18 protein-coding genes are annotated in these 23,115 nt (G+C 60.4%); 7 read left to right on the top strand and 11 right to left on the bottom strand.

The window, feature by feature from the left end:
- Positions 1–852 carry an STAS domain-containing protein gene (locus ACGSLL_RS02545; protein ID WP_394502831.1) on the bottom strand — a complete coding sequence of 284 codons (852 nt, stop codon included), beginning with the start codon at positions 850–852 and terminating at the stop codon, positions 1–3.
- 261 nt (positions 853–1,113) lie between these two features.
- Here ACGSLL_RS02545 and ACGSLL_RS02540 point away from each other — a divergent pair, with 261 nt between their 5' ends.
- Positions 1,114–1,377 carry a hypothetical protein gene (locus ACGSLL_RS02540; RefSeq protein ID WP_394502829.1) on the top strand — a complete coding sequence of 88 codons (264 nt, stop codon included), beginning with the start codon at positions 1,114–1,116 and terminating at the stop codon, positions 1,375–1,377.
- Positions 1,378–1,436: 59 nt separating this feature from the next.
- Here ACGSLL_RS02540 and ACGSLL_RS02535 read toward each other — a convergent pair whose 3' ends face one another.
- Entirely contained in the window at positions 1,437–1,958 is a 522-nt protein-coding gene (locus tag ACGSLL_RS02535) for a DUF4142 domain-containing protein (RefSeq protein ID WP_394502827.1), read from the bottom strand.
- Positions 1,959–2,161: 203 nt separating this feature from the next.
- Here ACGSLL_RS02535 and ACGSLL_RS02530 point away from each other — a divergent pair, with 203 nt between their 5' ends.
- A complete protein-coding gene (locus ACGSLL_RS02530) occupies positions 2,162–2,416 on the top strand; it encodes a hypothetical protein (RefSeq protein ID WP_394502825.1) in 255 nt (84 codons plus the stop codon).
- 390 nt (positions 2,417–2,806) lie between these two features.
- Here the strand turns inward: ACGSLL_RS02530 and ACGSLL_RS02525 are convergent, their stop codons facing one another.
- From ACGSLL_RS02525 to ACGSLL_RS02510, 4 genes are all read right to left on the bottom strand, one after another.
- On the bottom strand, positions 2,807–3,823 hold the full coding sequence (locus tag ACGSLL_RS02525) for an SMP-30/gluconolactonase/LRE family protein (protein ID WP_394503090.1): 1,017 nt from the start codon (positions 3,821–3,823) through the stop codon (positions 2,807–2,809).
- Between the two features lie 56 nt (positions 3,824–3,879).
- Positions 3,880–5,025 carry a sterol desaturase/SRPBCC family protein gene (locus ACGSLL_RS02520; protein WP_394502823.1) on the bottom strand — a complete coding sequence of 382 codons (1,146 nt, stop codon included), beginning with the start codon at positions 5,023–5,025 and terminating at the stop codon, positions 3,880–3,882.
- Positions 5,026–5,136: 111 nt separating this feature from the next.
- A complete protein-coding gene (locus tag ACGSLL_RS02515) occupies positions 5,137–6,000 on the bottom strand; it encodes a LysR family transcriptional regulator (protein ID WP_394502821.1) in 864 nt (287 codons plus the stop codon).
- Positions 6,001–6,177: 177 nt separating this feature from the next.
- Complete coding sequence (locus tag ACGSLL_RS02510; RefSeq protein ID WP_394502819.1) at positions 6,178–7,896, bottom strand: hydrogenase maturation protein; 1,719 nt, start codon at positions 7,894–7,896, stop codon at positions 6,178–6,180.
- A gap of 413 nt (positions 7,897–8,309) precedes the next feature.
- On the opposite strand from ACGSLL_RS02510, the gene ACGSLL_RS02505 reads away from it, so the two are divergent.
- Both ACGSLL_RS02505 and ACGSLL_RS02500 read left to right on the top strand, forming a co-directional pair.
- Positions 8,310–8,786 (top strand): MbcA/ParS/Xre antitoxin family protein, encoded by a 477-nt coding sequence (locus ACGSLL_RS02505; RefSeq protein WP_208941108.1) that lies wholly within the window; start codon positions 8,310–8,312, stop codon positions 8,784–8,786.
- Positions 8,783–9,286, top strand: coding sequence for an RES family NAD+ phosphorylase (locus ACGSLL_RS02500; protein WP_394502816.1), 504 nt, complete (start codon positions 8,783–8,785; stop codon positions 9,284–9,286). The genes ACGSLL_RS02505 and ACGSLL_RS02500 overlap by 4 nt, the downstream gene beginning before the upstream one ends.
- Before the next feature lie 88 nt (positions 9,287–9,374).
- On the opposite strand, the gene ACGSLL_RS02495 is transcribed toward ACGSLL_RS02500, so the two are convergent.
- A complete protein-coding gene (locus ACGSLL_RS02495) occupies positions 9,375–9,692 on the bottom strand; it encodes an SCP2 sterol-binding domain-containing protein (protein WP_016774477.1) in 318 nt (105 codons plus the stop codon).
- Between the two features lie 61 nt (positions 9,693–9,753).
- Complete coding sequence (locus ACGSLL_RS02490; RefSeq protein WP_394502813.1) at positions 9,754–10,464, bottom strand: histidine phosphatase family protein; 711 nt, start codon at positions 10,462–10,464, stop codon at positions 9,754–9,756.
- A gap of 204 nt (positions 10,465–10,668) precedes the next feature.
- On the opposite strand from ACGSLL_RS02490, the gene sohB reads away from it, so the two are divergent.
- Positions 10,669–11,700: a protease SohB gene (sohB, locus tag ACGSLL_RS02485; RefSeq protein ID WP_394502811.1), complete on the top strand. Its 1,032-nt coding sequence runs from the start codon at positions 10,669–10,671 to the stop codon at positions 11,698–11,700.
- 68 nt (positions 11,701–11,768) lie between these two features.
- Here sohB and ACGSLL_RS02480 read toward each other — a convergent pair whose 3' ends face one another.
- On the bottom strand, positions 11,769–12,263 hold the full coding sequence (locus ACGSLL_RS02480; protein ID WP_090283212.1) for a DUF934 domain-containing protein: 495 nt from the start codon (positions 12,261–12,263) through the stop codon (positions 11,769–11,771).
- Positions 12,247–13,905 carry a nitrite/sulfite reductase gene (locus tag ACGSLL_RS02475; protein WP_394502809.1) on the bottom strand — a complete coding sequence of 553 codons (1,659 nt, stop codon included), beginning with the start codon at positions 13,903–13,905 and terminating at the stop codon, positions 12,247–12,249. Before ACGSLL_RS02475 ends, ACGSLL_RS02480 begins: the two co-directional genes overlap by 17 nt.
- A 522-nt stretch (positions 13,906–14,427) precedes the next feature.
- Here ACGSLL_RS02475 and ACGSLL_RS02470 point away from each other — a divergent pair.
- Positions 14,428–15,501 carry an ABC transporter substrate-binding protein gene (locus tag ACGSLL_RS02470; protein ID WP_394502807.1) on the top strand — a complete coding sequence of 358 codons (1,074 nt, stop codon included), beginning with the start codon at positions 14,428–14,430 and terminating at the stop codon, positions 15,499–15,501.
- Between the two features lie 5 nt (positions 15,502–15,506).
- Here ACGSLL_RS02470 and ACGSLL_RS02465 read toward each other — a convergent pair whose 3' ends face one another.
- A complete protein-coding gene (locus tag ACGSLL_RS02465) occupies positions 15,507–15,725 on the bottom strand; it encodes a DUF2970 domain-containing protein (RefSeq protein ID WP_394502805.1) in 219 nt (72 codons plus the stop codon).
- Between the two features lie 155 nt (positions 15,726–15,880).
- Between ACGSLL_RS02465 and ACGSLL_RS02460 the strand changes: the two genes are divergently transcribed.
- Positions 15,881–23,086: an NEL-type E3 ubiquitin ligase domain-containing protein gene (locus ACGSLL_RS02460; protein WP_394502803.1), complete on the top strand. Its 7,206-nt coding sequence runs from the start codon at positions 15,881–15,883 to the stop codon at positions 23,084–23,086.
- The last annotated feature ends 29 nt before the right edge of the window (positions 23,087–23,115 follow it).

Raw genomic sequence — 23,115 nt, 5'->3', positions numbered from 1 at the left:
TCAGACCGCTTTGCCGAGGGTGATGCCCAGCCGTGTCAGGGCCAGCTTCAATGCATCGGCCAGATTGGCTTTGGTGACCACGCCTTGCAGGTCCAGGCCCAGGTGCACGATGGTTTGCGCGATCTGTGGACGCACGCCACTGATGATGCAATCGGCACCCATCAGACGGATCGCGGTGACGGTTTTCAGCAAGTGCTGGGCGACCAGGGTGTCGACAGTCGGCACGCCGGTGATGTCGATGATGGCGATTTCCGAACCGGTGTCGACGATGCGTTGTAGCAGCGATTCCATCACCACTTGCGTGCGCTGCGAGTCGAGGGTGCCGATCATTGGCAGGGCGAGCACGCCGTCCCACAACTTGACCACCGGGGTCGACAGTTCGAGCAGCTCTTCCTGCTGACGCTTGATCACCGCCTCGCGGGATTTCTGGAAGGTGCCGATGGTGTGCATGCCGACCGTGTCCATCAATTCGGATATTTCCAGCAATTGCTCGGCCAGCAGTGCCGGCTGATCCTGATAATGGTTTTGCAGCAAAGCGAACAACGGACCCTTCAGGGCAAAGATGAAGTTGGCGGTCTGCTGGGAATCCTGGCCGAGCAGGGCGCGGCTCTGCGAGAGTTTTTCAAGGAACTGCCGGGTGTCTTCCCAGCCGGTGGCGGCGACTTTGCTGCCGTTGCCATTTTCCAGGCCGGCCAGCAGCAGGCTCAGCAAGTCGCGGGTTTGCTGAGTGATGTCATGCTCTTTGAGATTGCGCGTGGCGCCGCTGGCTTCGAGGCGTTTGGTCCATTCGTTCAACAGTTGAGTCTGGTTGTTCTTGATTGCTTCGACTGTGCTGTTCTGCAGTGCTGCCATGTGCGTGTCGCTCCGTTGCGTAAGGGGGCCGGCGTGGCGAAATGGCCGGCGCGAATTGACTGACATTTGCCGCTTGAAATAGTTGTTCATCCAGCGGTGAATTTTTCTGCCTGCCGCGTCGAACGCCCCGGTAACTCTAGTCGGCGTGGCAGCAGGCAACGATGTTTTGAACGAATCTACGGCGTCAGGCTTCGAATCTGCAGGCCCGACGTTTTTCCAGTCGTGCTGGAACAACAATGCTGGACTATGAATGAGGTGCCCATGAACGATCAAGCGTCGCAACCGCAACATCAATCGCCTGATTCGATCAACCGCAACGACCCCGCGATCGACCCGCAAACACCGGGGCAAACCACGCCCGCACCGGCTGAAGAAGGGCAGGCGGACAGCGCTGCTGCCGAGGTCGATCAAAAGCAGCATCACGACGATAACAGCAACGACTTCAGCCCCGGCTTCAAGCCCGATCCGGACCGACCTGCACCCGGCGAGAGCACCGATGCTGACATCGACACGGACGGTGGTTGATTGCTGCGCAAACACAAAAAAGCCGCATCCATGGATGCGGCTTTTTATCGCCCGTGCGTTTATTTGCTCGGGTGCTTGGCTTGCAGCTCTTTGGCGTGGGCCAGGTGTTTTTCCAGCGCCGGGAGCATTTTCTGTGCAAACGCTTTGAGTTCCGTAGCGCCTTTGGTCTTGTCATCGGTCACGGTGTTCGCCTGTTTCTTGAACAGCTCGATGGTTTCCTGGTGCGCCATGACCTGGTTGTTGGCATAGGCCGCGTCGAAGGACTCATCGCGCATGTCGAGAATCTTCGCCTTGGCCTGTTTGGTCAGGGTGGTGGTGTCCGGCACTTCGATGTCGTTGGCTTTGGCAATCGCCGCCAGCTCATCGTTGGCCTTGCTGTGATCAGTGATCATTTGATTGGCGAAGGCTTTGATGTCGGCGGACTGACTTTTTTCCAGGGCCAGGCGACTGGTTTCGATTTCGGCGATGCCACCGGCGGCGGCGTTATCGACAAAGTCATTGTCAGTCGCGGCAAAGGCGCTGCCCATGCCGGCAGACAGTGCAACAGCCAGAGCGAGATGACGCAGGTTGAATCCGTCCATTAGGTATCTCCACGCAGGTTTTTGTGAGCGTTATCCAATGGAGCGAACGCAAACGGCAAAGGTTTTATCGCATTTACGACAGGGCGACGAACGGCAACCGCTGGTCTGACAGGGTGTCGACAGACGCCTGCGGGTGAGGCCATGCTGATAACGAGTCAGCGCATCGGTCGCGTTGATTGTCGATCAATTGATGGAGGTGTTTCATGCCGGTTTCACACGATCTGTATCAGGACCTGGGTTGCAAGAAGGAAGAGATCGAGCAAAAACGCTCCGAGGATCCGAAGCTGGATTCGCTGCTCAACAAGTATTTCGATGTCGATAAAGCGGTCGTCGAGGCGGAGAAAGCCCAGTCCGACGCCCCCACTGACGACGAGCTGAAAAAACTCAAAGAGAAGCGTGTGATCGTCAAGGAACAGATCGTCTCCCAACTGGCCGGGCAACCGCTGACGGGCCAATAAGCCGCCGACCGGCGGTCACTGACTGACCGGAACGACCCTCGGCAATGGCACCTCGAATATTCAGAGTCTTCCAAACCCGACTCTTGGCGAGGTGCCTTATGAACGACCCCAGATTCCCCAGTGAGGAGCAGGGTGGATTCGACCCGATTCCAACCCGTCCCGAACAGCCCGGCGCACACCACCGCGCATCCCGAGAAACCCGTGGAAGAATTGCCCGAGGATGAAGATCCCGAAAAATTCGACAGATCCAGCAACTGACACATCGCTATCGCCAGCAGGCTGGCTCCCACAGGGTTTTGTGCCGTTGCAGGATGTGTGATCAACACAATTCCCTGTGGGAGCTAGCCTCCTAGTGATGGCGGCCGCCCATTCGACGAAAGTCCAAGCGGCTCACTTCAGAGCCGCCTCCAACGGTATCCGCGCCATATGCCGGGCCTTCAACGAGCCGAAATACAACCACTCCCCATACTCGCGCACCGTGGTAATCGGCGAATAATTACCGCTGCTCGCATCCTGCAGATTGGCGATCACCTTGCCCTGCAGATCCAGCCCCAGCACAAAGCCGCGTTTTTCCACCGGTTTGGGCAGCACGGTCAGCGCCCGCACGATCATCTTGCGCACGAACGGGTGCTCGGCAGTGCCATCGAGCAAAGCATTGCGCGGCGCATACAAAGCCACCCAGAAACGATTGCTGCCATTGAACGCGAGGTTGTCCGGCAGTCCCGGCAAGTTGTCGATGAACACGTCATGGGTGCCGGCTTGCGGTCCGCTCAGCCAGTAACGGCTGATGCGGTAGGCGCCGGTTTCGTTGACCAGCACGTAGGCGTCGTCCGGGCCAAGTGTCACGCCGTTGGCGAACTGCAATTTGTCCAGCAGTACGCTGGTCTTGCCGGTCTGAAAGTCATAGCGCAGCAAACGCCCGTCAGCGCCGTGCTCGATGATCGCCTCGCCGTCGTGGCCATAGCCCCAACGGCTGGAAGCGTCGCTGAAGTAGGCGTAATGCCCGGATTTGTCGATCGCCACGTCGTCGGTAAAACCGAAACCCAGACCGTTGGCCTCAGTGCTCAAAGGAATCAACCGGCCTTGCGCGTCGAGGGACAGTAACCCCTTGAGCGCATCAGCGATCACCAGCAAACCGTTGGGATGCCGCGCCAGGCCCAGCGGACGTCCGCCGGTGTCAGCCAGCACTTTGCGTTCCTGGCCGTCGAGGCTGGTGCGGATCAGTCGGCCGTCGTGCAGGCCGGTGATGAGGTAATCGTTCTCCAGCAGCAACGCTTCCGGCCCGTCGATATCGCTCGGCCCGATCTTTACCGCGGCTTTGAGTTTCTGGTTTTCGATGTAAATGCCCTCTTTGAGCGAGGGTGCTGGCGGCGGGGTCCAGGCCTGGGGTTCGACGCGGGTCGGCATCAGCAACACAAATCCAATAACGATGACAATCAGCAATAACAATCCATGTCGTAGCTTCACGCGCGCGCCCTCGCTGAGGCCAGGTACTGCGTGGCCATGTCGCGCAACGCCAGCAGCGACGCGGCGGACTCACGTTCGATACGCCGCTTGAGCAGCAGGCGATTGGCGATGCGCAGGGCGAAACCGTCGAAACGATAGTCCAGCGTGCGCACGAATCGCGTCGCGCCAGCCTCGGCGCTGCATTCGTAGGTGAGGTGCAACGACAAGCCCTGATCACCCTGTGCCCACGCACACCAGCGGCGGCCCGGCAGATATTCGCTGACTTCCCAGCGCAAATGGCCGCTGCGCCCGCCGGCGTTGATGTCTTCCTCGAAACGCGAGCCGGCATGCAGCGGCCCTTGTGCGCCGTCGATTTTCAGCGACGAAGGATGCCACTCCGGCCAGCGACTGACGCTGGCGGCATAGGCGAGGACGGCAACCGGGTCGCCAGCGATATCGATCTGGTGCTGCATGCGGGTCATGGGCAGTCTCGAATGGCTCGAAAGGGTGGCTTCAGGCTCGCGATAAAGCGTCCCGAACAGGTAATCCATCAGCGGTACAACGATGTTGAAATTGCTTGCTTGCATGTGTTCGCGGCGGTGATGCAATTCATGCAGGCGGCGCATCTGACTAATCCACGGCAGGCGCGCCAGTGGATGATCTGGCGGTAGATGTTCGCAGGCGTGAAAGACTTCGTAAGTCAGATAGCCCAGCACCATGCAGCCGCCGAACAACCCGGCGACGTTGGCGTTGGCCTGCGCCAGCAGCCACCACAGCGGCAAGGTGACGAGCAGCGTATGAATTACGATCAGCCACGCCGGAAACAGAATCACCCGCCAGTCGCGCGCGCTGTCGTAGCTCATGTGGCCAGGGGTGAAAAAGCTGTGGTGATCGCCGGCATGGCGGGCGTAGAACATTTTCGCCCAAGCCTTTTTATGATGGCCGAGATGGCGATGGACCATGTACACGCCGAAGTTGAACAGCAGCAGGGTCAGCGGCACCGTCAGCCATTCCAGCAGACTGACCTGCTGCACGCCGCTCCAGAACCCAGCGATCGTCAGCACACCAAACGCCAATACAAACCCGCCGTGCAGCCACGGGTTGTAGCGTGGATGGACGGCCGCGCGATAGCGCTCGCGGAACATCTCGGTGGTCTGCCTCACTGCCTCACCTGCGGGTGTTGTTGTTATACCCGGCAGCGTAGCCGATCCGGCCATTCGTGCAGGCCCGACCTTGATGGCAGTTGCGCCATCATCGGGTGTAAAGCGTCAGAGTCAGCTCAACGGGTTCCAGCGCTGCGACCAGTCGTCGTCGGTGCGGATCACTTCGCGCAGCAGATCGAAGGCCTGCTGCAGGGTTGCCGAATCCCGGTCGCGTGAATAGACGAGGTAGGTCGGGTAGCCGAATTCCGGGGCCTTGGTCACCGCCTCGAGCGCGCCAGTCTCCAGATAGGTGCGCACCACGCGAGTGCGGAAGTAGCCACTGCCGCCGTGTTCGAGAATGTATTGCAGGGCCAGCGGGCCGAGATTGAAACTCAACGGCGCCTTGGCTTTTTCAGGCAGCGCCGCGTCGTGCTGGCGGCGGAAGTCCGGGCCCCAGTCGATGTACACGTAGGGATCCGGGCGATCGGGCGCGCGCACCAGAATCAGTTTTTCTTCCAGCACTTGCTCGACCTGCAAGCCCGGCCAGTATTCCGGTTGATAGACCAGAGCTGCGTCGAGCACGCCGAGTTCGAGCTGGCGCAGCAGGTTCTCGCCGTCGCGGATTTCCATGCGCAGGGCGTGACCGGGGATCTTCTCGCGCAGTTCCGCCGCCCAACTGAGCATCAATGGGTTGCACAGGCTGACTTCGCCGCCGATGTGCAGCACGTTGTGATAACCCTCGGGCAGCGGCAGGTCGCGGCGTGCGGCTTCCCAGGTCTGCACCAGCTGGTTGGCGTAGATCACGAAGGCCTCGCCGTTGGGCGTCAGCTTCGCCCCGGCGCGGTTACGCACGAACAGCGTACTGCCGAGCTGGCTTTCCAGCTTCTGTACCCGCGCGGTGATCGCCGTCTGTGTGACGAACAGCTTCTGCGCCGCTGCGGCGAGGCTGCCATGGCGGACAATTTCCAGAAAGGTACGAGCGAGATCGATGTCCATGGGGCGGCCGGTGGTTTCAGATGGCGCATTGTAAGTGTCCACTTGATACCGCGTCATCGTTCATCGCGAGCAGGCTCGCTCCCACCGAGATCCCTGGCGACCCTGAATTCGGGGCTCACTATCGAACCCTGTGGGAGCGACGCTGCTCGCGAAGAGGCCCGTGCGGTCAACCAGAAGTCACCCCGCCAGCTCAACCGAACGCACCCGCGCCCAATCCTCGACCAACCGCGCCGGCGTGCCGCAAACCTTGCGCTTGTAGACGAAGTTGCGACACTTCTCGGCAAACCGGTTGCGGTTGTGCAGCATGTCTTCCTGCATCTCCCGCAGCTCGTTTTCCCGGCATTCGCGGATCAATTCGTGATCAACCCGCGCCTTGCGTTCGCGCACTGGCGCGTAAGCCGGATCGCTCAGCGCCGCATTGGCTCGTTGCAGCACCCACAGGGAAAATTCGTCGGGGCAGCGCGGGCCGACTTCCTGCACCATGCCCAGTTGCCACGCCTGCATTGCGCTCAGCGGCAGGCAGGCCTGGGTCAGTTGCTCGGCCACCGCCGGGCCGACGGCGCGGGACAGGCTGTAGGTCCAGTATTCGGAACCGTACAACCCCATGCTTTTATAGTGCGGATTGAAGACGATATCGGCGCGGGCCAAAACGATGTCCGCTGTAAGCGCGAGCATCACACCCCCGGCGCCGGCATTGCCGGTCACACCACTGACTACCAGTTGCCGGGCTGTCAGCAGTTCTTCGCAGACGTCGTCGATCGCCTGAATATTCGCCCAGGCTTCGGCACCCGGCTCCTGCGCGGCCTGGATCACATTCAAGTGCACACCATTGGAGAAACTGCCACGCCCACCCTTGATCAGCAACACCTGAGTATCGCGCGACTTGGCCCAGCGCAGCGCGGCAACCATGCGTTGGCATTGCTCGCTGCTCATCGCACCGTTGTAGAACTCGAACGTCAGCTCGCCGACATTACCGCACTCGCGATAGCGCAGCGGCTGATAGGCCTCATCGCAGAACGGCTGCGTCGCAACCGACCAGTCCAGCACCGGCACATCCACCAGTTGCCCGGCCAGCACATGCCGCGCCGGGCGCTTGAAGGTTTCCTCGCCCGGTTGCGGTTTGCGCCGCAGTGCGCCAATCCACAGGCTTTGATCGCCAGCGGCCACCAGCACGGCGTCGTCGTGCACCGCGAGAATTTCCCCGGGCAGGCCGCTGCGCGAGTCGAGGTGTGCGTCGTAAACGTAGTACTGACCGCCGGCCAGGCTCGCGAGCACACCGGGCTGGCCGTCGGCGGCATCGATGCAGCGTTTGATGAAACGCGCGCAATCGTGCCAGCTGAAACTACGGTCGAGCTGCTTCATGTTCGGCTGCAAACGCCCGCGCACGTTGGCATCGGTGTAATCCAGCACTACCGGTACGAAGCCTTCGACGAATTTTTCCAGCACCTCGCGTATGCAGCGAATCGCTGCATCACTGACCCGACCGTTGTACAACTCAGATTTACGCAGGCCCGCGGGCAGGTTGAATTCACAAGCGGCCCACACCGGCCCGGCGTCCATTTCCTCGACCGCTTGCAGCGCAGTCACGCCCCAGCTCGGCAATTGCTGGGTGATCGCCCAGTCCAGTGCGCTGGCGCCGCGGTCGCCAACAATGCCCGGATGGATGATCACCACCGGGCGCTTGGCATTACTCCACAGCGTGTGTGGCACACGGTCCTTGAGAAACGGGCAGATCACCAGGTCCGCGCCGCTGTGCTCAATCTGCTGACACACCGACGCTTCATCGGTAAACAGCACCACGCTGGGCAGATGTCCGGCCTGGCGCAGCTCCAGCCAGGCGCGCTGGGTCAGGCCGTTGAACGCAGACGACAACAGAATGATCTTGAGTGACCGCATGGTGATTTCTTCCTTGAGCGACATCGGGCCGCAGGCTCCCGGTGAGCCTTCCCTGGCGTTCGATGGAGCCGGAAGATTAATCAGTGCTTAGCGATGTGACAGTGATCGGGGTCAAGGTTCTGTCAGCAGGGGTTTATTGTTGCGCAGCCCGGCGTTTCGTTCAGGTCCTACGGAAACGGGCCAGTTTTCAGCAGATCAGGGGATATTTCTGACGAGTTTTTCAGGTTGGTTGTCGGATGCCTGACCTATAGCATCAGTCCTGACATTGAAGTCATTGAGCGCGCTTATCGCTCTGCACCCAGACAAAGGACGGAATCATGCGAATCCCATTGATTGAAAACCATACGCCTGCTTACTCCCCTCGCCATTACTGGCGCGACGATCGGGCCAGATGCCCCTCGGAGGACGTCGCCATGCCTGCCGCCAAAGCGCCCCGGCTTACGGGTTTGAAGAAGCTCGAGGGCAAGCCCGTCGAATTGTTGCTGCGAGGGCAGGACACCGGCGACGACCCGATGCTGATTCTCCGTTGCACGACCGAAGGATTTGAACTGCACGACGTCATCAACATGCTCGCCACCAGCGAGCTCTATCAGCGTGGCGATCTGGTCAAACGCATCACCGGCAGGTCCGTCAGAACCGTGCGGCGCCTGATCAAAGAGAACAAACCGGTGCGCCTCGACACGCCGCAGAGCATCATCGCGTACCAATATGCCGCAGCGCTGGAACTGGCCACCGAAGTGTTCGCACGCCAGGCGAAGGCCGAGTCGTGGCTGCAACAATCGGCTACCTATTTCTATGGCCATGTACCGCTCGATCTGGTCGGTCACGCATTGGGCTTCAGTATGGTCGAGGAGTATCTGAACCAGATCAAATACGGGGTTTATCAATGAATCCCTTGCCCTGGGATGAACGCTGGTACGCCTGGCGACTGGATCTCGAGATGTACAGCGATACGTGGGATCGCGGTCTGGGTTCGAATCGCCGTGGCGGCCGCTGGAATACACCCGGGCGACGCGTGGTTTATGCGTCAGTCGACCCATCCACGGCCATCCTCGAAGTGGCCGCCCATGGCGGGTTCGATGCACTGGACGGGGAGCCTCATGTATTGACCTGTTTTGAGGTCATCCACGAAGCCAGCGTCAGAATCGTGCAACCGGAAGAAGTGCCCAATCCGCATTGGCTGCACCCGATGAAAACCTCGCCCAATCAGCGCCGATTCGCCGACGCCTTGTTGGCCGAGCACCCCTTCGTACTGGTGCCCTCGGTGGCAACCCGCCATTCCTGGAACTTGCTGGTGAGTTGCGAATTGGCAGAGGGGCAATTCAAGATGATTTCGCAGGAACGGTTTGGTCTGGATACGCGGTTATTGAAGGATTTGGCGGCAAGCTGAGCAGACGCTCAACTGTCAGACTAAAGCTTGGCGCTGAAACGACAAATCCCGCCACAAGGACGGGATTTGCAGATAACCAAGCCGCTTCTTACGAAGGGAACAGCTCGGAAAGTTTCATCGACAGCATCATGTCGCCTTCAACGCGCAGCTTGCCGCCCATAAAGGCTTGCATGCCGTCGGTTTCGCCGCTGACGATGTCTTTCAGGGTCTGGCTGTCGAGTACCAGCGTGCAGTTGGCATCCGGGTTTTCGCCTTCCTGGATGTCGCAAGTACCGTCCTTGACGATTAGTGCGTACTGCTTGTCTTCGTCGGTGATGTTGAAACCGAAGACCAGATCCAGACCGGCAGCGGCGGCTGGGTTGAACTTGGCTTGCATTGCTTTTACGGCATCAGCTACGGAGGTCATGGTTCGATCCTTTGTTGGGTAATGGTGCTGGTGTTACAGCAAGGTCACAGTTGTCCGGTACTCAGCGGAAGGTGATGAGTTCCGGTGCCTTCAGCAGTTGCAGGTGCGCATGACTGTTGAAGGAAGCCAGGGCCACCTCGCGACCGCGGAATTTCAGCTGGTTGAGCGAGGTGTTGACGATTTGCCAGTTCAATTCAAAGGCCTGTTTCGCAGGCATTTGCGTAATGAGGTGGAGCAGGGCGGTGATGGTGCCGCCGGAAGTGAACACGGCGACGGTCTGGTGTTTTTCCGCCAGGTCGAGGATTCGGTGCAGCCCGGCGCGGACGCGTTCAACGAAACCCAGCCAGCTCTCCAGGCCAGGCGTGTCGTACGTGCCGGCCAGCCAGCGTTCGATGATCCGGGCGAAGATGCGCTGGAATTCGCCTCGGTTCTGCGCAGCGTTACGCAGGATATCGAGCGCTTCCGGTTCTTCCGGCAGCATCGCCGGGAGCAGGGCACGAATCACCGCGTCAGCATCGAATTCATTGAACGCGGAATCGGTTTCGAGAATCGGCACCGGCAAGCCTTTGGCGCTGAACTGCTCCAGAGCACTGGACGCCGTGTGTTGCTGGCGGCGCAGGTCACCGGCGAGGCAGCGGTCGAAGCGAATCCCCAGTTCCGCGAGGTGCTGACCGAGGATTTCTGCCTGGCGTACACCGGTCGGCGACAGCACGTCGTAGTCGTCTGCACCGAAGGAGGCTTGGCCATGTCGAATCAGGTAGATGCTGCCCACGTCCGTGTCTTCCCGGTACGTTGAAGGTTCGGCGAGGTTATGAGGATGGCGGGTAGCTGTCAATGAAAAAACATACGCTTGTTTGAAATGCCCGTTACAGGGGTGTTGCCGAAGGTTTCACGGCTGGTCGACACGGCGGCGCATGGGTATGCTGGGGCCATCCCGCGTGTGCCGTATAACCACGCATTGTTCTAAGGAGTCTCTGTGGAGTTTTTCACCGAATACGCCAGCTTCCTGGCCAAGACTGTCACGCTGGTGATCGCCATTCTGGTGGTGCTGGCCAGTTTTGCTGCATTGCGCAGCAAGGGCCGGCGCAAGTCGGCGGGGCAACTGCAGGTCAGCAAGCTCAACGATTTCTACAAAGGTCTGCGTGAGCGTCTGGAACAGACGCTCCTCGACAAGGATCAACTCAAGGCGCTGCGCAAGAGCGAGGCGAAATCCGAGAAAGGCGAGAAGAAACAAAAGAACAAGCCCGAGAAAAAATCGCGGGTGTTCGTGCTGGATTTTGATGGCGACATCAAGGCCTCGGCCACCGAAAGCCTGCGCCACGAGATCACCGCCTTGCTGACCCTTGCCACGCCCAGGGACGAAGTGGTCCTGCGCCTGGAAAGTGGCGGCGGCATGGTGCACAGCTACGGTCTGGCCTCCTCGCAACTGGCGCGCATCCGTGAGGCCGGCGTGCCGTTGACCGTGTGCATCGACAAGGTTGCGGCGAGCGGCGGCTACATGATGGCCTGCATCGGCGAGAAGATCATCAGTGCGCCGTTCGCGATTCTAGGCTCCATCGGTGTGGTTGCGCAGTTGCCCAACGTCAACCGCCTGCTGAAGAAGCACGATATCGACTTCGAAGTGCTGACTGCCGGTGAATACAAGCGCACCCTGACCGTGTTTGGCGAAAACACCGAAAAGGGCCGGGAAAAGTTTCAGGAAGACCTGGACATCACCCATCAATTGTTCAAGAACTTCGTCGCGCGTTATCGCCCGCAACTGGCGATCGATGATGTGGCAACCGGTGAAGTCTGGCTCGGCATCGCGGCGCTGGACAAGCAACTGGTCGACGAACTGAAGACCAGCGACGAATACCTGGCAGACCGGGCGAAAAAGGCCGAGGTTTACCACCTGCACTACGCCGAGCGTAAAAGCCTGCAGGAACGTATCGGCATGGCCGCCAGCGGCTCAGTCGATCGCGTGCTGTTGAGCTGGTGGAGCCGCCTGACCCAGCAACGCTTCTGGTAATTCAACAGGCAAAAAAAACGCCGGTCACATGACCGGCGTTTTTGTGTTCGCAGCAAAAGCCCTGTGGCTTAACGGCGACGGAACAGCGGCAGCGGTTCGTCAGTCGCGGCCTGATAGGTCACCGAGAAATCCTTGAGACCTTCCAGCGCTTCGTACGGGTCTTTGTCGGCGCGAATGGCAAAGGCGTCGAAACCGCAGCGATGCATGTAGAACAGTTGATCGCGCAGCACGTCGCCGATCGCCCGCAGTTCGCCTTTGAAACCATAGCGATCACGCAACAGGCGCGCATTGGAATAGCTGCGGCCGTCAGTGAACGCCGGGAAGTTCAGGGCGATCACCTGAAACTCATTGACCACTTCACCGATCTCTTCTGCTTCTTCGTCTGCATCCAGCCAGACACCCAGACCGCCGTCGCGGGCCTTGAGCATGCGGCTGTGCTCGCGCCACAGTTGCAGGGGAACGATGAGGTCGTCGCAGTTGCTGATCTCGTCGATGTTGAAATCCTTGGGCAGCAGGTGCCAGGTTTCGTCGACGACTTCGTTGTTCTTAATGATTCGCTGCATAGACGCGTTCCTTGAAGAGGTCGATGCCAATACGCTGGTAGGTGTCGATGAAACGCTCGTCTTCGGTGCGTTGTTCAACGTACACGTCGATCAGCTTCGAAATCACATCAGGCATGGCGTCCTGAGCGAAGGACGGGCCGAGGATCTTGCCCAGGCTCGCGTCGCGGCTGGCGCTGCCGCCGAGGGAGACCTGATAGAACTCTTCGCCTTTCTTGTCCACACCGAGGATGCCGATGTGGCCGACGTGGTGGTGACCACAGGCGTTCATGCAACCGGAGATGTTCAGGTCCAGCTCACCAATATCGAACAGGTAGTCGAGGTCGTCGAAACGGCGCTGGATCGATTCGGCGATCGGGATCGACTTGGCGTTGGCCAGCGAGCAGAAATCACCGCCAGGGCAGCAGATGATATCGGTCAGCAAACCGATGTTCGGCGTAGCGAAACCTTGCTCGCGCAATTCACCCCACAGGGTGAACAACTGGCTCTGCTCGACGTCGGCGAGAATGATGTTCTGCTCGTGGGAGGTGCGTAGCTGACCGAAGCTGTAGCGCTCGGCCAGGTCGGCGACGGCATCGAGCTGCTTGTCGGTGATGTCGCCTGGCGCCACGCCGGTCGGCTTCAGCGACAGGGTCACCGCCACGTAACCCGGCTTCTTGTGGGTCAGGGTGTTGCGGCTGCGCCAGCGGGCGAAACCCGGATGCTCTTTATCCAGATCGGCCAACTGCGCGTTCTGGTTGTCCAGCGCCTTGTACTCGGGGTCGACGAAGTGTTTGGCGACGCGCTGCAGTTCAGCTTCGGTCAATGTGGTCTGGCCACCGCGCAGGTGCTCCATTTCCGCATCGACTTTCTGCGCGAACACTTCAGGCGTGAGCGCCTTGACGAGGATCTTGATCCGCGCCTTGTACTTGTTGTCGCGACGGCCGTAGCGGTTGTAGACCCGCAGGATGGCGTCGAGATAGCTCAACAGGTCCTGCCACGGCAGGAACTCATTGATGAAGGCGCCAACGACCGGCGTACGACCGAGGCCACCGCCGACCAGCACGCGGAAGCCCAGTTCGCCTGCGGCGTTGTACACCGGCTCAAGGCCGATGTCGTGGACTTCAATGGCAGCACGGTCAGTGGTTGAACCATTGACGGCAATCTTGAATTTGCGCGGCAGATACGCGAATTCAGGGTGGAACGTAGTCCACTGGCGAATGATTTCGCACCATGGACGCGGATCGATTACTTCATCAGCGGCGACACCGGCGAACTGGTCGGTGGTGACGTTGCGCAGGCAGTTGCCGCTGGTCTGGATGGCGTGCATCTGCACGGTGGCCAGTTCAGCCAGTATGTCCGGGATGTCTTCGACCGCCGGCCAGTTGAACTGCACGTTCTGCCGCGTACTGATGTGGGCATAGCCCTTGTCGTAGTCGCGGGCAATTTTGGCCATCATGCGCACCTGACGCGAGGTCAGTTGGCCGTACGGCACGGCAACGCGCAACATCGGCGCGAAACGCTGGATGTACAGGCCATTTTGCAGGCGCAGGGGGCGGAATTCTTCTTCGCTCAGCTCACCTGCCAGATAGCGTCGGGTCTGATCACGGAACTGCTTGACGCGGTCCTCGATGATCCGCTGATCGTACTCGTCGTATACGTACATATAAGTCCTGTTCTCAGGCTTTGGGCTACTCGGAAAACGCTGCGTTTTCGCTTGCTGGAGTCCGATTGTGCCTCTGCAATTCTGCGCGCACGGCCGCGCACTCCCTGACGGAGCCGGGGCAATATACCTGTTTGCAGTTATGCGCAAAAGTGATGTTTGAGTATATGTAAAGAACCAAATCGCCTAACGAGAATCGCTGCCAACTAATCCACATTTGTCGTGCGGACAATCTTCGTCTTAACTGTGGTCGAGTCTTCCTGCAATCACCGATAAAACCGACAAGAGGCGATGCAATGAGCAATCCGACCAAGGCAAGAAAGAGCGACAGCAGTGTCGATGCGTGGGCCATCCTGTTCCTGATCATTCTCGTGGTAGGGACCGCTGTATTCTGGGTCAGCCATCAGTAAACGACGTATCCGGGCCTGGTTCCGACAATTGTCCGACAAAACAACGGATCAGGCGTCGATAGCCAGAGGACGACGGCTATAATGCGCGGCCATTTTTCCGGGGCCCGGATGCTTCATGCGCAGGTTTTTTCATATCACTCTTCTGTTGTTTGCCGCTGTGTTGCCCTGCGGCGCACGGGCGGAGTCAGTGCTGTTCCTGAATCCAGGTTCGACCCATGAATCCTTCTGGGTCAGCTATTCACAGTTCATGCAGGCGGCCGCGCGGGACCTGGGTATCGATCTGCAAATTCTCTATTCACAACGTCAACCGGAATTGGCTGTGGCGCAGGCGCGCGTCGCCCTGCAGGGAGCGAATCGCCCGGATTACCTGATGTTCGTCAATGAACAGTATGTTGCCCCGCCAATCCTTCGTCTGGCCCAGGATAGCGGCGTAAAGCTGTTCATGGTCAACGCTGCGCTGACCCCGGATCAGCAGGCACTGGTGGGCGAGCGCCCGGACCATATCGGCAGCCTGGTGCCGAACGACGACGAGGGCGGCTACCTGATGATGAAGGAGTTGATCCGCCTGCATGCGCCAAGGAACGCGGCCGGGCCCATCGAAGTGTTGGCGTTCTCCGGGCTGAAAGTCACCCCGTCGGCGCAACTGCGCGAGCAAGGCATGCAGCGCGCGCTGGCCGAACATCCGCAGATTCGCTTGCGCCAACTGGTCTATAGCGGCTGGACTCAAGAGCGCGCCTATGAACAGGCCAAACAGCTGTTTGCCCGTTATCCCGAGGTCTCGCTGGTGTGGTCGGCCAACGATGAAATGGCTTTCGGGGCGATGCGCGCCTACGCAGAAACCGGCAAGGTGCCTGGCAAGGATGCGTTGTTCAGCGCGGTCAACACTTCACCGGCGGCATTGCAGGCATTGCTCGACGGACGCTTGAGCGCGTTGATCGGCGGGCACTTTACATTGGGCGGCTGGGCGCTGGTCGAGGTGCATGATTATCATCAGGGCGTTGAACTCAACCGCTATGGGGGGCGTGATCGACAGATTCCGCTACTGCAATTGATCGACAAAAAACAGGCACGACAACTGCTCGCCATGGGCGCTTCGCCTCACTCGCGGCTGAATTTCCGCACGCTTTCAGCCAAGGGGCGACCGGAGTCGTATCGCTACCCGTTCACCCTGCAGACCCTGATGCACTGAGCGCTTCAGACGCCGGCAAAGTGCAGCACCAGTTTGACGATGGCAAACAGGGTCAAGGCAAATACTGCGGTGAACACAACCCCCAGCAGCACGAAATGGCTGGGCTTGCCGTGGGTGAAGTCCCTTGTCCGGTTCTTGCCGCTCTGCACCCCGAAGGCTGCCGCCATCACGCTGTGCAGCATCTGCCAGAAACTCGGTGGTTTGTTGTCGACTGGATCTTCCATAAATCCCTCCACATAAGCCGTGCCCCACAAGCATAGTCAAAATGCGCGAGTCGGCCTGACACATCGTTACAAGTGCGCCTGTGGTGCGATAACTATGTACCGCAAGGGTAATCGCCCGAACTGGTCTTCTGACGCTCCATTCACAGGAGCGACGTATGCCCGCCCATTCCAGCCCCCGACCAGATCACAACGCGCCGGCCAGACCCGTGGCCACGGACAGCCTTCACGCCGGGTACCTCGAAAGTGCGCTGCCGCAATGGCTGATCGACGCCAGCGCGCAAAGAAAAACCGAGATCAAAAATGCCGGCACGCGGATGCCGGCCTGGTACACGCAAGCGTCGGCACCGCAACGCCAGACGCTGGACGACAGTTTCAGGGCCAGCCTCGCCGCGCAGTCCGCGCTCGACCAAACGATGTCGTCGCTCAAGGACATTGATGCGTTTGCGCGACCGATACTGACCCGCGCGCTGAAAAGGCACTACAAGGTCAATGTCGACGTCGACAAGACCGTGCTGAGTCTCAAGCGACCTCTTGCCTTGGGTCTCTTCAATGTCGAGATCGGCTCTTTCGAAGTCCTGAGCCTGACGATGCTGCAAGCCGCATTGCACAATTTCGAACTGCGTGAATGCATGCCCGGCGCCTTTCACAAAAGCTCGGGTTTTGGGCACCAGACTTCCCCCGGCACGTACGCACCAGCGAAGGTCAACCTGACGGTTACCGATTTCTTGCGCTTGTGCCGCAAGCTCGACATTGGTGCGCAGTACCAGGCGCATCTCAAGGCGTTTTTCCATACTACAAACCCATACCGGGAAAAAGCCTTGCGCGAGCAATTTGTCGCCTGCCAGAAATCCGCCTTGCGCGCGGCGGCCGAGCAAGCGTTGCTGGCAGGCGATATCCGGCCCGCGGATCACGCGATGATTGTCTCGGTGATCGAGGGTGAGCAACACCCTCGAATGGGCGACAGACACGTCTGGTTTCATGACCTGGGCCTGATGAAGATCAGGCTGGTTGGCTGTGTCGTCTTCGTTATCGGAAGAAGGCGACATGCCGCTGAAGCGGCGATTGTTTATGTGCCCCATGATCCTGAGCATCCCCTGAAGCGCTACACGGGGACGCAAATGAACGATATGTTCAAACGCCTGTTGACTACCCCCGATGCACAATCAGCGCAGAATCCCGCACCGACGTCCTACCAGCGCTTCTTCAGCCAGTTTCTGCCTTACGACCAGCGCGCGTACTTTTTCAGCCAGTTCGTACGCGAATCTGCTGATACCCCGCTCAATGTCTCGACCTCGCTCCTGCGCAGGGTTCCGGAAGCCATAAGCCCGCTTTCTCCTCTGATCACGCTCAGGGAGTTGCCGCCCGAACACCCATGGATGGAGCCGGAGCCCGATCCGTACATCGGCGTCACGATCATGCCGCTCGATGAGCATGATCCCTGGGCGCAAAACAGTGATCTGTGGGACCGGCTCTACGAGCTGCATCGCGACAAGGTACTGGCCGATGCCCGCAGTCATGCGGTGCCGTCAAAAGATGTCGACGTCAAGGCACGCGATGCCAGGCTCGCGGCGCTGCTGCAGGTCGGGCTGCTGGCGCTCAACCTGGTGTCGATGTTCGTGCCGGTACTGGGCGAGATCATGATGGTGGTGATGGCCGGGCAGTTGCTCTACGAAACCTTCGAAGGCGCAGTCGAGTGGAGTGAGGGTGACAAGCACGCCGCCAAAGCGCACTTGGTGGACGTCGCAGAAAACCTCGCGTTGATCGCGGCGATGAGCGCCGGGGGCGCGTTGTTCAGCAAGCTCACTGCAGTCGCGCCGGAACCGGTGATCGAGGATATGCACCCGGTGACCTTGCCCAACGGTGAGACACGTCTGTGGAAACCCGACCTCAGCGGCTATGAGCAGGACATTTCCTTGAAAGACGCGAGCGGCCCGGATGAGGCGGGACAGTACCGGCTCAACGGCAAAAATTATATCCGTCAGGGGGACAAGGTCTACGAGCTGGTGGTTGATCGGTCGGCTTCGCAATGGCGGATCAAGCATCCCGGCGAATCCAATGCTTACCAACCTGTAGTGCAACACAATGGCCGGGGCGCCTGGCGACACACGCTGGAACAACCCATGCGCTGGAATCGCCTGGAGCTGTTGCGGCGCATGGGCCATGTCACCGACGGGTTTTCCGATGAGAGCTTGCTGGCATTGGCCGATGTCAGTGGCGTCAGCGAAAGCACCCTGCGCAAGATGCACATGGATCATGCGCCAGCGCCGCCGGAACTGCGCGACGCCATGCGCTTGTTCAAAGCCGATGCCCAGATCAGGCAAATGGTCGAGCAGCTGCGCGGTGAAACGCCTGTCGATCAGCGTTATCTGCAAGCATTACCACGGGTGACGGACATGCCCCGCTGGCCAGACGATCGGGTATTGGAGATTTTCTCGGGGACTGAGCTGGCGGGGCCATCGATCCGCTATGGCGCCGAAAAACTCGTGCCCGGCGTCAGTGATAAAGCGCCAATCCAGCTCACGCGCGCGCAGATATTGAACGGCGAGCTGCCAGCGCGAATCCTCGCGGCACTGGAAGAAAACGAGATCAACTATCTGCTCGGCAGGGACACCGCGCAGTTCCGTCCCGGCCGGGCCGAGGCTTTCAGCCGACAACTGGCGGATCATCTCGCCACTCACCAGGCCTCAATGGTTGATGAGCTTTATCGCGGCACCGAGCCGGTGAATCCGCATCTGCGTATGTTGCAGCGGGCGACGCCGGGGCTGAGCGAGGCCGCCGCGCAGGATGTGCTGGATCACGCCACGGCGGCAGAGCTGGCACGCCTGCAAAGTACGGGGCGAGCACCGCTGAAAATGCTCGAAGAGGCGCGCTGGCATGTCTTTCGGGGCCGGCAGACGCGCGCATTTGCCGGTCTGCACAGCGACAACCTCGCCTCGGCGGACAGCCGCCGGCTCGCACTGCACGCCTTGGCAAAGTTGCCGGGCTGGCCAAAGACGTTGCGCCTGGAAATTCGCGAGGGCAGCCCGACCGGCACGCTGCTCGACAGCCTCGGTGAAGCCACTGCACCCAACAGGCAATACCTGATCAAGGACGGGCCGTTCTACCAGGCTTTCGATGCCAGGCGCGAACCACTCGGCAGTGCCAGCCGCGAGGCCGACAGCTTTTACCGCGCGATCATGCGTGTTCTGCATGATGACGAGGCGGCCGCGCTCGGATTGACCGATGGTACACGAAGCCACGAGTTGCAACGCAAGGTCATTGAATCTGCCCGCGAACACCGCGTCGCTGCCGCGCAGTTACTGGCGCCACGGGCCAGCAACTTCAAAGCACCGACCCGGATCAACGCAACGTTGAGCGGCTATTACGCCAGCGGGCGCGGCACTGGTTTGCGTCCTTCATTGGTGGTGCGGCTCATGGAGCTTTACCCGGGGCCGCGACAGGCAGAGGCATTTCTCAGCCAGCAGCGTGACCTGAACGACCGGCAGATCTATTCAGTGCTGGAGGCACGCCGACGCGAATGGAACGAACTGAACGCTGCGCTTGAACAATGGCAGGCGGGGCCGAGTGGCAGCCAGGCTACTCACGGCCGGTCTCAGGTAGCCCTGGCGCTGCGCGAGGCCTGGCGCAATGCGCCACTGGCCGGACAGGATGCTGAAGCGGCACGCTTGTTGTTGGTCTGCGATGAGCCGTTGCCGGAGTTGACCGGTTCGTTTGCCCATGTGCGTGAACTGTCGGTGACCGGAGACGGGATGACCGATACCAATGCCGATGCCTTTCTCGGGCGTTTCCCCGAGGTGACCCATCTGGCGATCGGCAATCTTCAACGCGGTATCAACTATCTGGCGAGCAGACCTCGGCCGCTCACCGCGGTGCCGTCGGCGGTCGGCCAGATGCCCCGGCTTGTCAGCCTGCGTTTTTCCACTCACGCCTCAGTGCTGGCGTCAGATTTTCCCGCCAGCCTCGGTGCGCTCACCTCGCTGGAAACGCTGCACATCGACTATGCCGGTTTCGACGCCCGCAGCCTGCATGCCCTGGACCTGAGCGCTTTGCATCGCCTGCGCAACTTGCGCATCGACGCGCCTTACGCGCTATGGGAATGGCCGGCCTACACCGAACGGCTGGCGCAACTGCAACGCCTGGATCTGAGCCACACCGCGATTCGCGCATTGCCTGATTCGCTGTACAACGCACAGGAGCGGTTATGGGCCGGACTGTCGCTGGACTGGGCGGCGCTGACCCCGGCGCAGTTCATGCGCGCTTACCAGTACGTGCGCAACTACTCTGGCGAACTTGGCCATCTGGTTGATCTGAATCAGATGGTCAGTCAGTACTGCCGGGCAGAACTGGATTTCATGGCGACCTTGCCGGATCTGCGCGACCCCTTGCCGGCAAGCTTCGATGCCGCGTGGGTAACGCCCGAGGCGAGGATGGCGGCGATCGCCCGGCTCAGGGCTGAACACGATGCGATTTTTGCGCAGTTTCATGAACCGACCAGTCCCGAAAGGATGCGCGTTGTCGCACCACGATGGCAGTGGGCAACGGGGCGTAACGCCGGGATTCTACGCGCCCTCAAGCAGAGCTGGAATGCCGCCCTGCGCCAGCATTACGGCGTGCCCGCTGACATTGCTACATTTGAGCTGCCTGAGCCGAGCATCGGCCTGATTGAACAGACGCGCACGCAAAACGTCATCGAACTGCCGGGGTTGCCCGCCGGCAGCTTTCCTCATGTGCGCACGTTGCGGCTGGGGCAACTGGACGTGACCGTCGAGCAGGCGCGGGCCTTTGTCAGAGGATTCAGCGCGAGCGAAACGCTGGTCATGAATGGTGGCACGTTCACCGAGTTACCATGGGTTGCCGCTGATCTGCCGGCATTGAGACAAGCGGATCTGTCGGGTAATCGCATCGTAGTCACTGCAGCGGTCCAGGCGCAGTTCAATGGCCTGCAACGGCTCGGCAGGCTCAATCTGCAAGGTAATCCACTAGGCCAACTGGACGTCAGCGCCATGCGCCAGCTCCAGGCACTGAATCTGCGAGCGACCGGTTTGCGCGCCTGGCCGGCGGGTGCTGAAAGCCTCGAGCGCTTGTACTGGCTCGATCTGCGTGATAATTCAATCGCGTCGCTACCGGCACAAGCGCTGGCTGATCCCCATGCGCTGATGAAGGTCAATCTGAGCGGTAACGCCTTCAGCCCTGAAGGTCAGACAGCATTGAACAGCGCAATGCAGCGTATCGAACGGGTCAACGGCCTGGCCGAAGGCACGTTGGCACGGTTTGCCGCAGAGCCAGTGCCTGCCGACAGTCTGCCGAGGCAATCGGCCTGGACGTTGACTGAATTGCTGCTGGCGCTCCCGGAACGCTCTGCCGTTGCCCCGGGCGAGGCCGGGAGGCTGACACGGTTGCGGGACTTGCATCCCGGCATGTCGCAAGAACGTGCCGCGCGGGTGGTGCAGACCCTGCGTGAATCGGGGCTGAGCGATGAGCAGATCGATGCGCAGATCGGCCAGTGGCTCCAGCATTGTGAAGCATTGACCCGCCAGTTGAACGACTGGCTCTACACCCGCGGAGCGCCTGCGGGCGAGCGACGGGCGTCGGCGCAGAGCCGTTCCCGTGCCGCGCTGCGCATTCGCGAGGCCTGGCTGACAGGCCTCAGTCAAAACCCAGGTGAAGAAGGGCTGACGCTGAATCTGGGAGGGCTGCAAACCGGCGATCTGCCGAGCCTGGTGCAGCCGCTTCCCGCAGTCAGGGTGCTTGATGCGAGCGGCCTCGGCATGACCGGCCCCGGTGCCAACGGCTTTCTGCAGGGCTTTGCCAACCTCAGGCGACTGATCATCAGCGGCAACGAATTGCTGACCGTTCCGGATGCGGTTATGCACTTCCAGCAACTGGAGCGACTGGACATGCAGTATTGCGGCCTGTTCAGCGCTGCGAGCGTCTATCCGCTGCTCGGCGGCGCCCGATTGCGTTGGCTTGATTTGAGCTATAACGATCTCCAGGCCTTCAACCCGCCACGGCTCGGCGCCATCGAAACCCTGGATCTGCGCTTCAACGAACTGGCCGATTGGCCCGACGCAGTCCTTGATGCGCCGAACCTGCGCACGCTGAACCTCAGTGGTAACGACATCACCGATATTCCCGAGGCCCTCTTCGATGGTCATCATGCCCGGCTCATGGCGGGCACCGATGTGTCCGAGAACACCGAACTGTCGCTCGACGCGCTGCAGCGACTGAGGTTTTACGGCCGGGTCAACCATTTGCCAGAGGTGCTCGGCATTGCGCGCGAGGACATCGACGCGATGATCGATGCGCAAGTGTTCGGGGTTGACGAAAGCGGCGTTTCCGATATTGACCATGACAGCAACGGTGTCGCTGAAGAGGGGGAGGCCAGCGATCCGCATGCACAAGTAGAACCGGTCGAAGAGATTTCTGATTCGGCCTACGCGATTTCTCCAGCCGCACTGAGTCCCTGGCTCGCCGATTCACCGGCCTTGGCTGCTACCCGCAGAGCACTCTGGACGCACTTGGCGCAAGAGCCGAATCACGAGCCTTTCTTTCAGTTGATATCGTTTTTGCGGCACACCGGCGATTTCCGCTTCGCCCGGGCCGAGCTGACCCAGCGCTTGTGGCGTGTCATGCAAGCGGCCAGCGATAACACCGAGCTGCGCGAGTTGATGTTCCACAACGCCGAGGTGCACGGAACCTGCAGCGACGGGCGGATCCTGACCTTCAGTGAACTGGAAACCCGCGCTTATCAATACACCGCGTTGCGCGATCTACCGCGCGATCGCCTGGACCTGCGCGGACGCGCCTTGCTCGATATGACGCGACGCTTGTTTCGCCTCGAACGGGTCGACAGGCTGGCGGAAGCCGCCGGGGTCGGGCTGGATCGAGCAGAAATCCGTCTGCGCTACCGCATCGGCTTGACTCGCGGCTGGCCAGACGGGCTCGAGCTGCCCGGTCAGCCGGAGCACATGCTGTACGGCACGCCGATTACCGGGCAGCGCTTGCAGGATGCCAGGGCGGCGGTACTGGCAGACGAGGCGTCGAGCCTGTTCATCGATGACCTGATTTCACGCGACTACTGGGCGGATTACTTAAAGGAACGCTACCCCGCTGCTTTCGACGAACTGGAGCGCGACGCCGCGTTACGGCATGAGCAAATCGAGGACGCCGACGCTGTGGGAGCGTACGACGAGCAATATCTGGAGGCGATGAACCGGCTGCAGATCGAGCTGGCGCTGGCCCGCGCCGTTCGGCTGAAAGCACTGTCGCGCAGCGAATTGCAAATGTTGGCGCAGGTCGTTGTCGACGTCCCGCAACCGGCGCCGTCATCCCCACAACCGGGGCCTTCAAGGCGCCAGTGAGTGAGCGCGACGGACCCGAGAGCGAGTAC

The sequence above is a fragment of the Pseudomonas retamae genome (genome assembly GCF_043496865.1).
GTDB lineage: Bacteria > Pseudomonadota > Gammaproteobacteria > Pseudomonadales > Pseudomonadaceae > Aquipseudomonas > Aquipseudomonas retamae.
The sequence above is the reverse complement of the archived record's forward strand: the minus strand, read 5'-3'. Positions and strand labels throughout refer to the sequence as shown.

What these genes read in the sequence shown, in the direction of transcription:
- ACGSLL_RS02545 (WP_394502831.1), bottom strand. Translation starts at nt 852, where the DNA reads ATGGCAGCACTGCAGAACAGCACAGTCGAAGCAATCAAGAACAACCAG.
- ACGSLL_RS02540 (WP_394502829.1), top strand. Translation starts at nt 1,114, where the DNA reads ATGAACGATCAAGCGTCGCAACCGCAACATCAATCGCCTGATTCGATC.
- ACGSLL_RS02535 (WP_394502827.1), bottom strand. Translation starts at nt 1,958, where the DNA reads ATGGACGGATTCAACCTGCGTCATCTCGCTCTGGCTGTTGCACTGTCT.
- ACGSLL_RS02530 (WP_394502825.1), top strand. Translation starts at nt 2,162, where the DNA reads ATGCCGGTTTCACACGATCTGTATCAGGACCTGGGTTGCAAGAAGGAA.
- ACGSLL_RS02525 (WP_394503090.1), bottom strand. Translation starts at nt 3,823, where the DNA reads ATGCCGACCCGCGTCGAACCCCAGGCCTGGACCCCGCCGCCAGCACCC.
- ACGSLL_RS02515 (WP_394502821.1), bottom strand. Translation starts at nt 6,000, where the DNA reads ATGGACATCGATCTCGCTCGTACCTTTCTGGAAATTGTCCGCCATGGC.
- ACGSLL_RS02510 (WP_394502819.1), bottom strand. Translation starts at nt 7,896, where the DNA reads ATGCGGTCACTCAAGATCATTCTGTTGTCGTCTGCGTTCAACGGCCTG.
- ACGSLL_RS02505 (WP_208941108.1), top strand. Translation starts at nt 8,310, where the DNA reads ATGCCTGCCGCCAAAGCGCCCCGGCTTACGGGTTTGAAGAAGCTCGAG.
- ACGSLL_RS02500 (WP_394502816.1), top strand. Translation starts at nt 8,783, where the DNA reads ATGAATCCCTTGCCCTGGGATGAACGCTGGTACGCCTGGCGACTGGAT.
- ACGSLL_RS02495 (WP_016774477.1), bottom strand. Translation starts at nt 9,692, where the DNA reads ATGACCTCCGTAGCTGATGCCGTAAAAGCAATGCAAGCCAAGTTCAAC.
- ACGSLL_RS02480 (WP_090283212.1), bottom strand. Translation starts at nt 12,263, where the DNA reads ATGCAGCGAATCATTAAGAACAACGAAGTCGTCGACGAAACCTGGCAC.
- ACGSLL_RS02475 (WP_394502809.1), bottom strand. Translation starts at nt 13,905, where the DNA reads ATGTACGTATACGACGAGTACGATCAGCGGATCATCGAGGACCGCGTC.
- ACGSLL_RS02470 (WP_394502807.1), top strand. Translation starts at nt 14,428, where the DNA reads ATGCGCAGGTTTTTTCATATCACTCTTCTGTTGTTTGCCGCTGTGTTG.
- ACGSLL_RS02465 (WP_394502805.1), bottom strand. Translation starts at nt 15,725, where the DNA reads ATGGAAGATCCAGTCGACAACAAACCACCGAGTTTCTGGCAGATGCTG.
- ACGSLL_RS02460 (WP_394502803.1), top strand. Translation starts at nt 15,881, where the DNA reads ATGCCCGCCCATTCCAGCCCCCGACCAGATCACAACGCGCCGGCCAGA.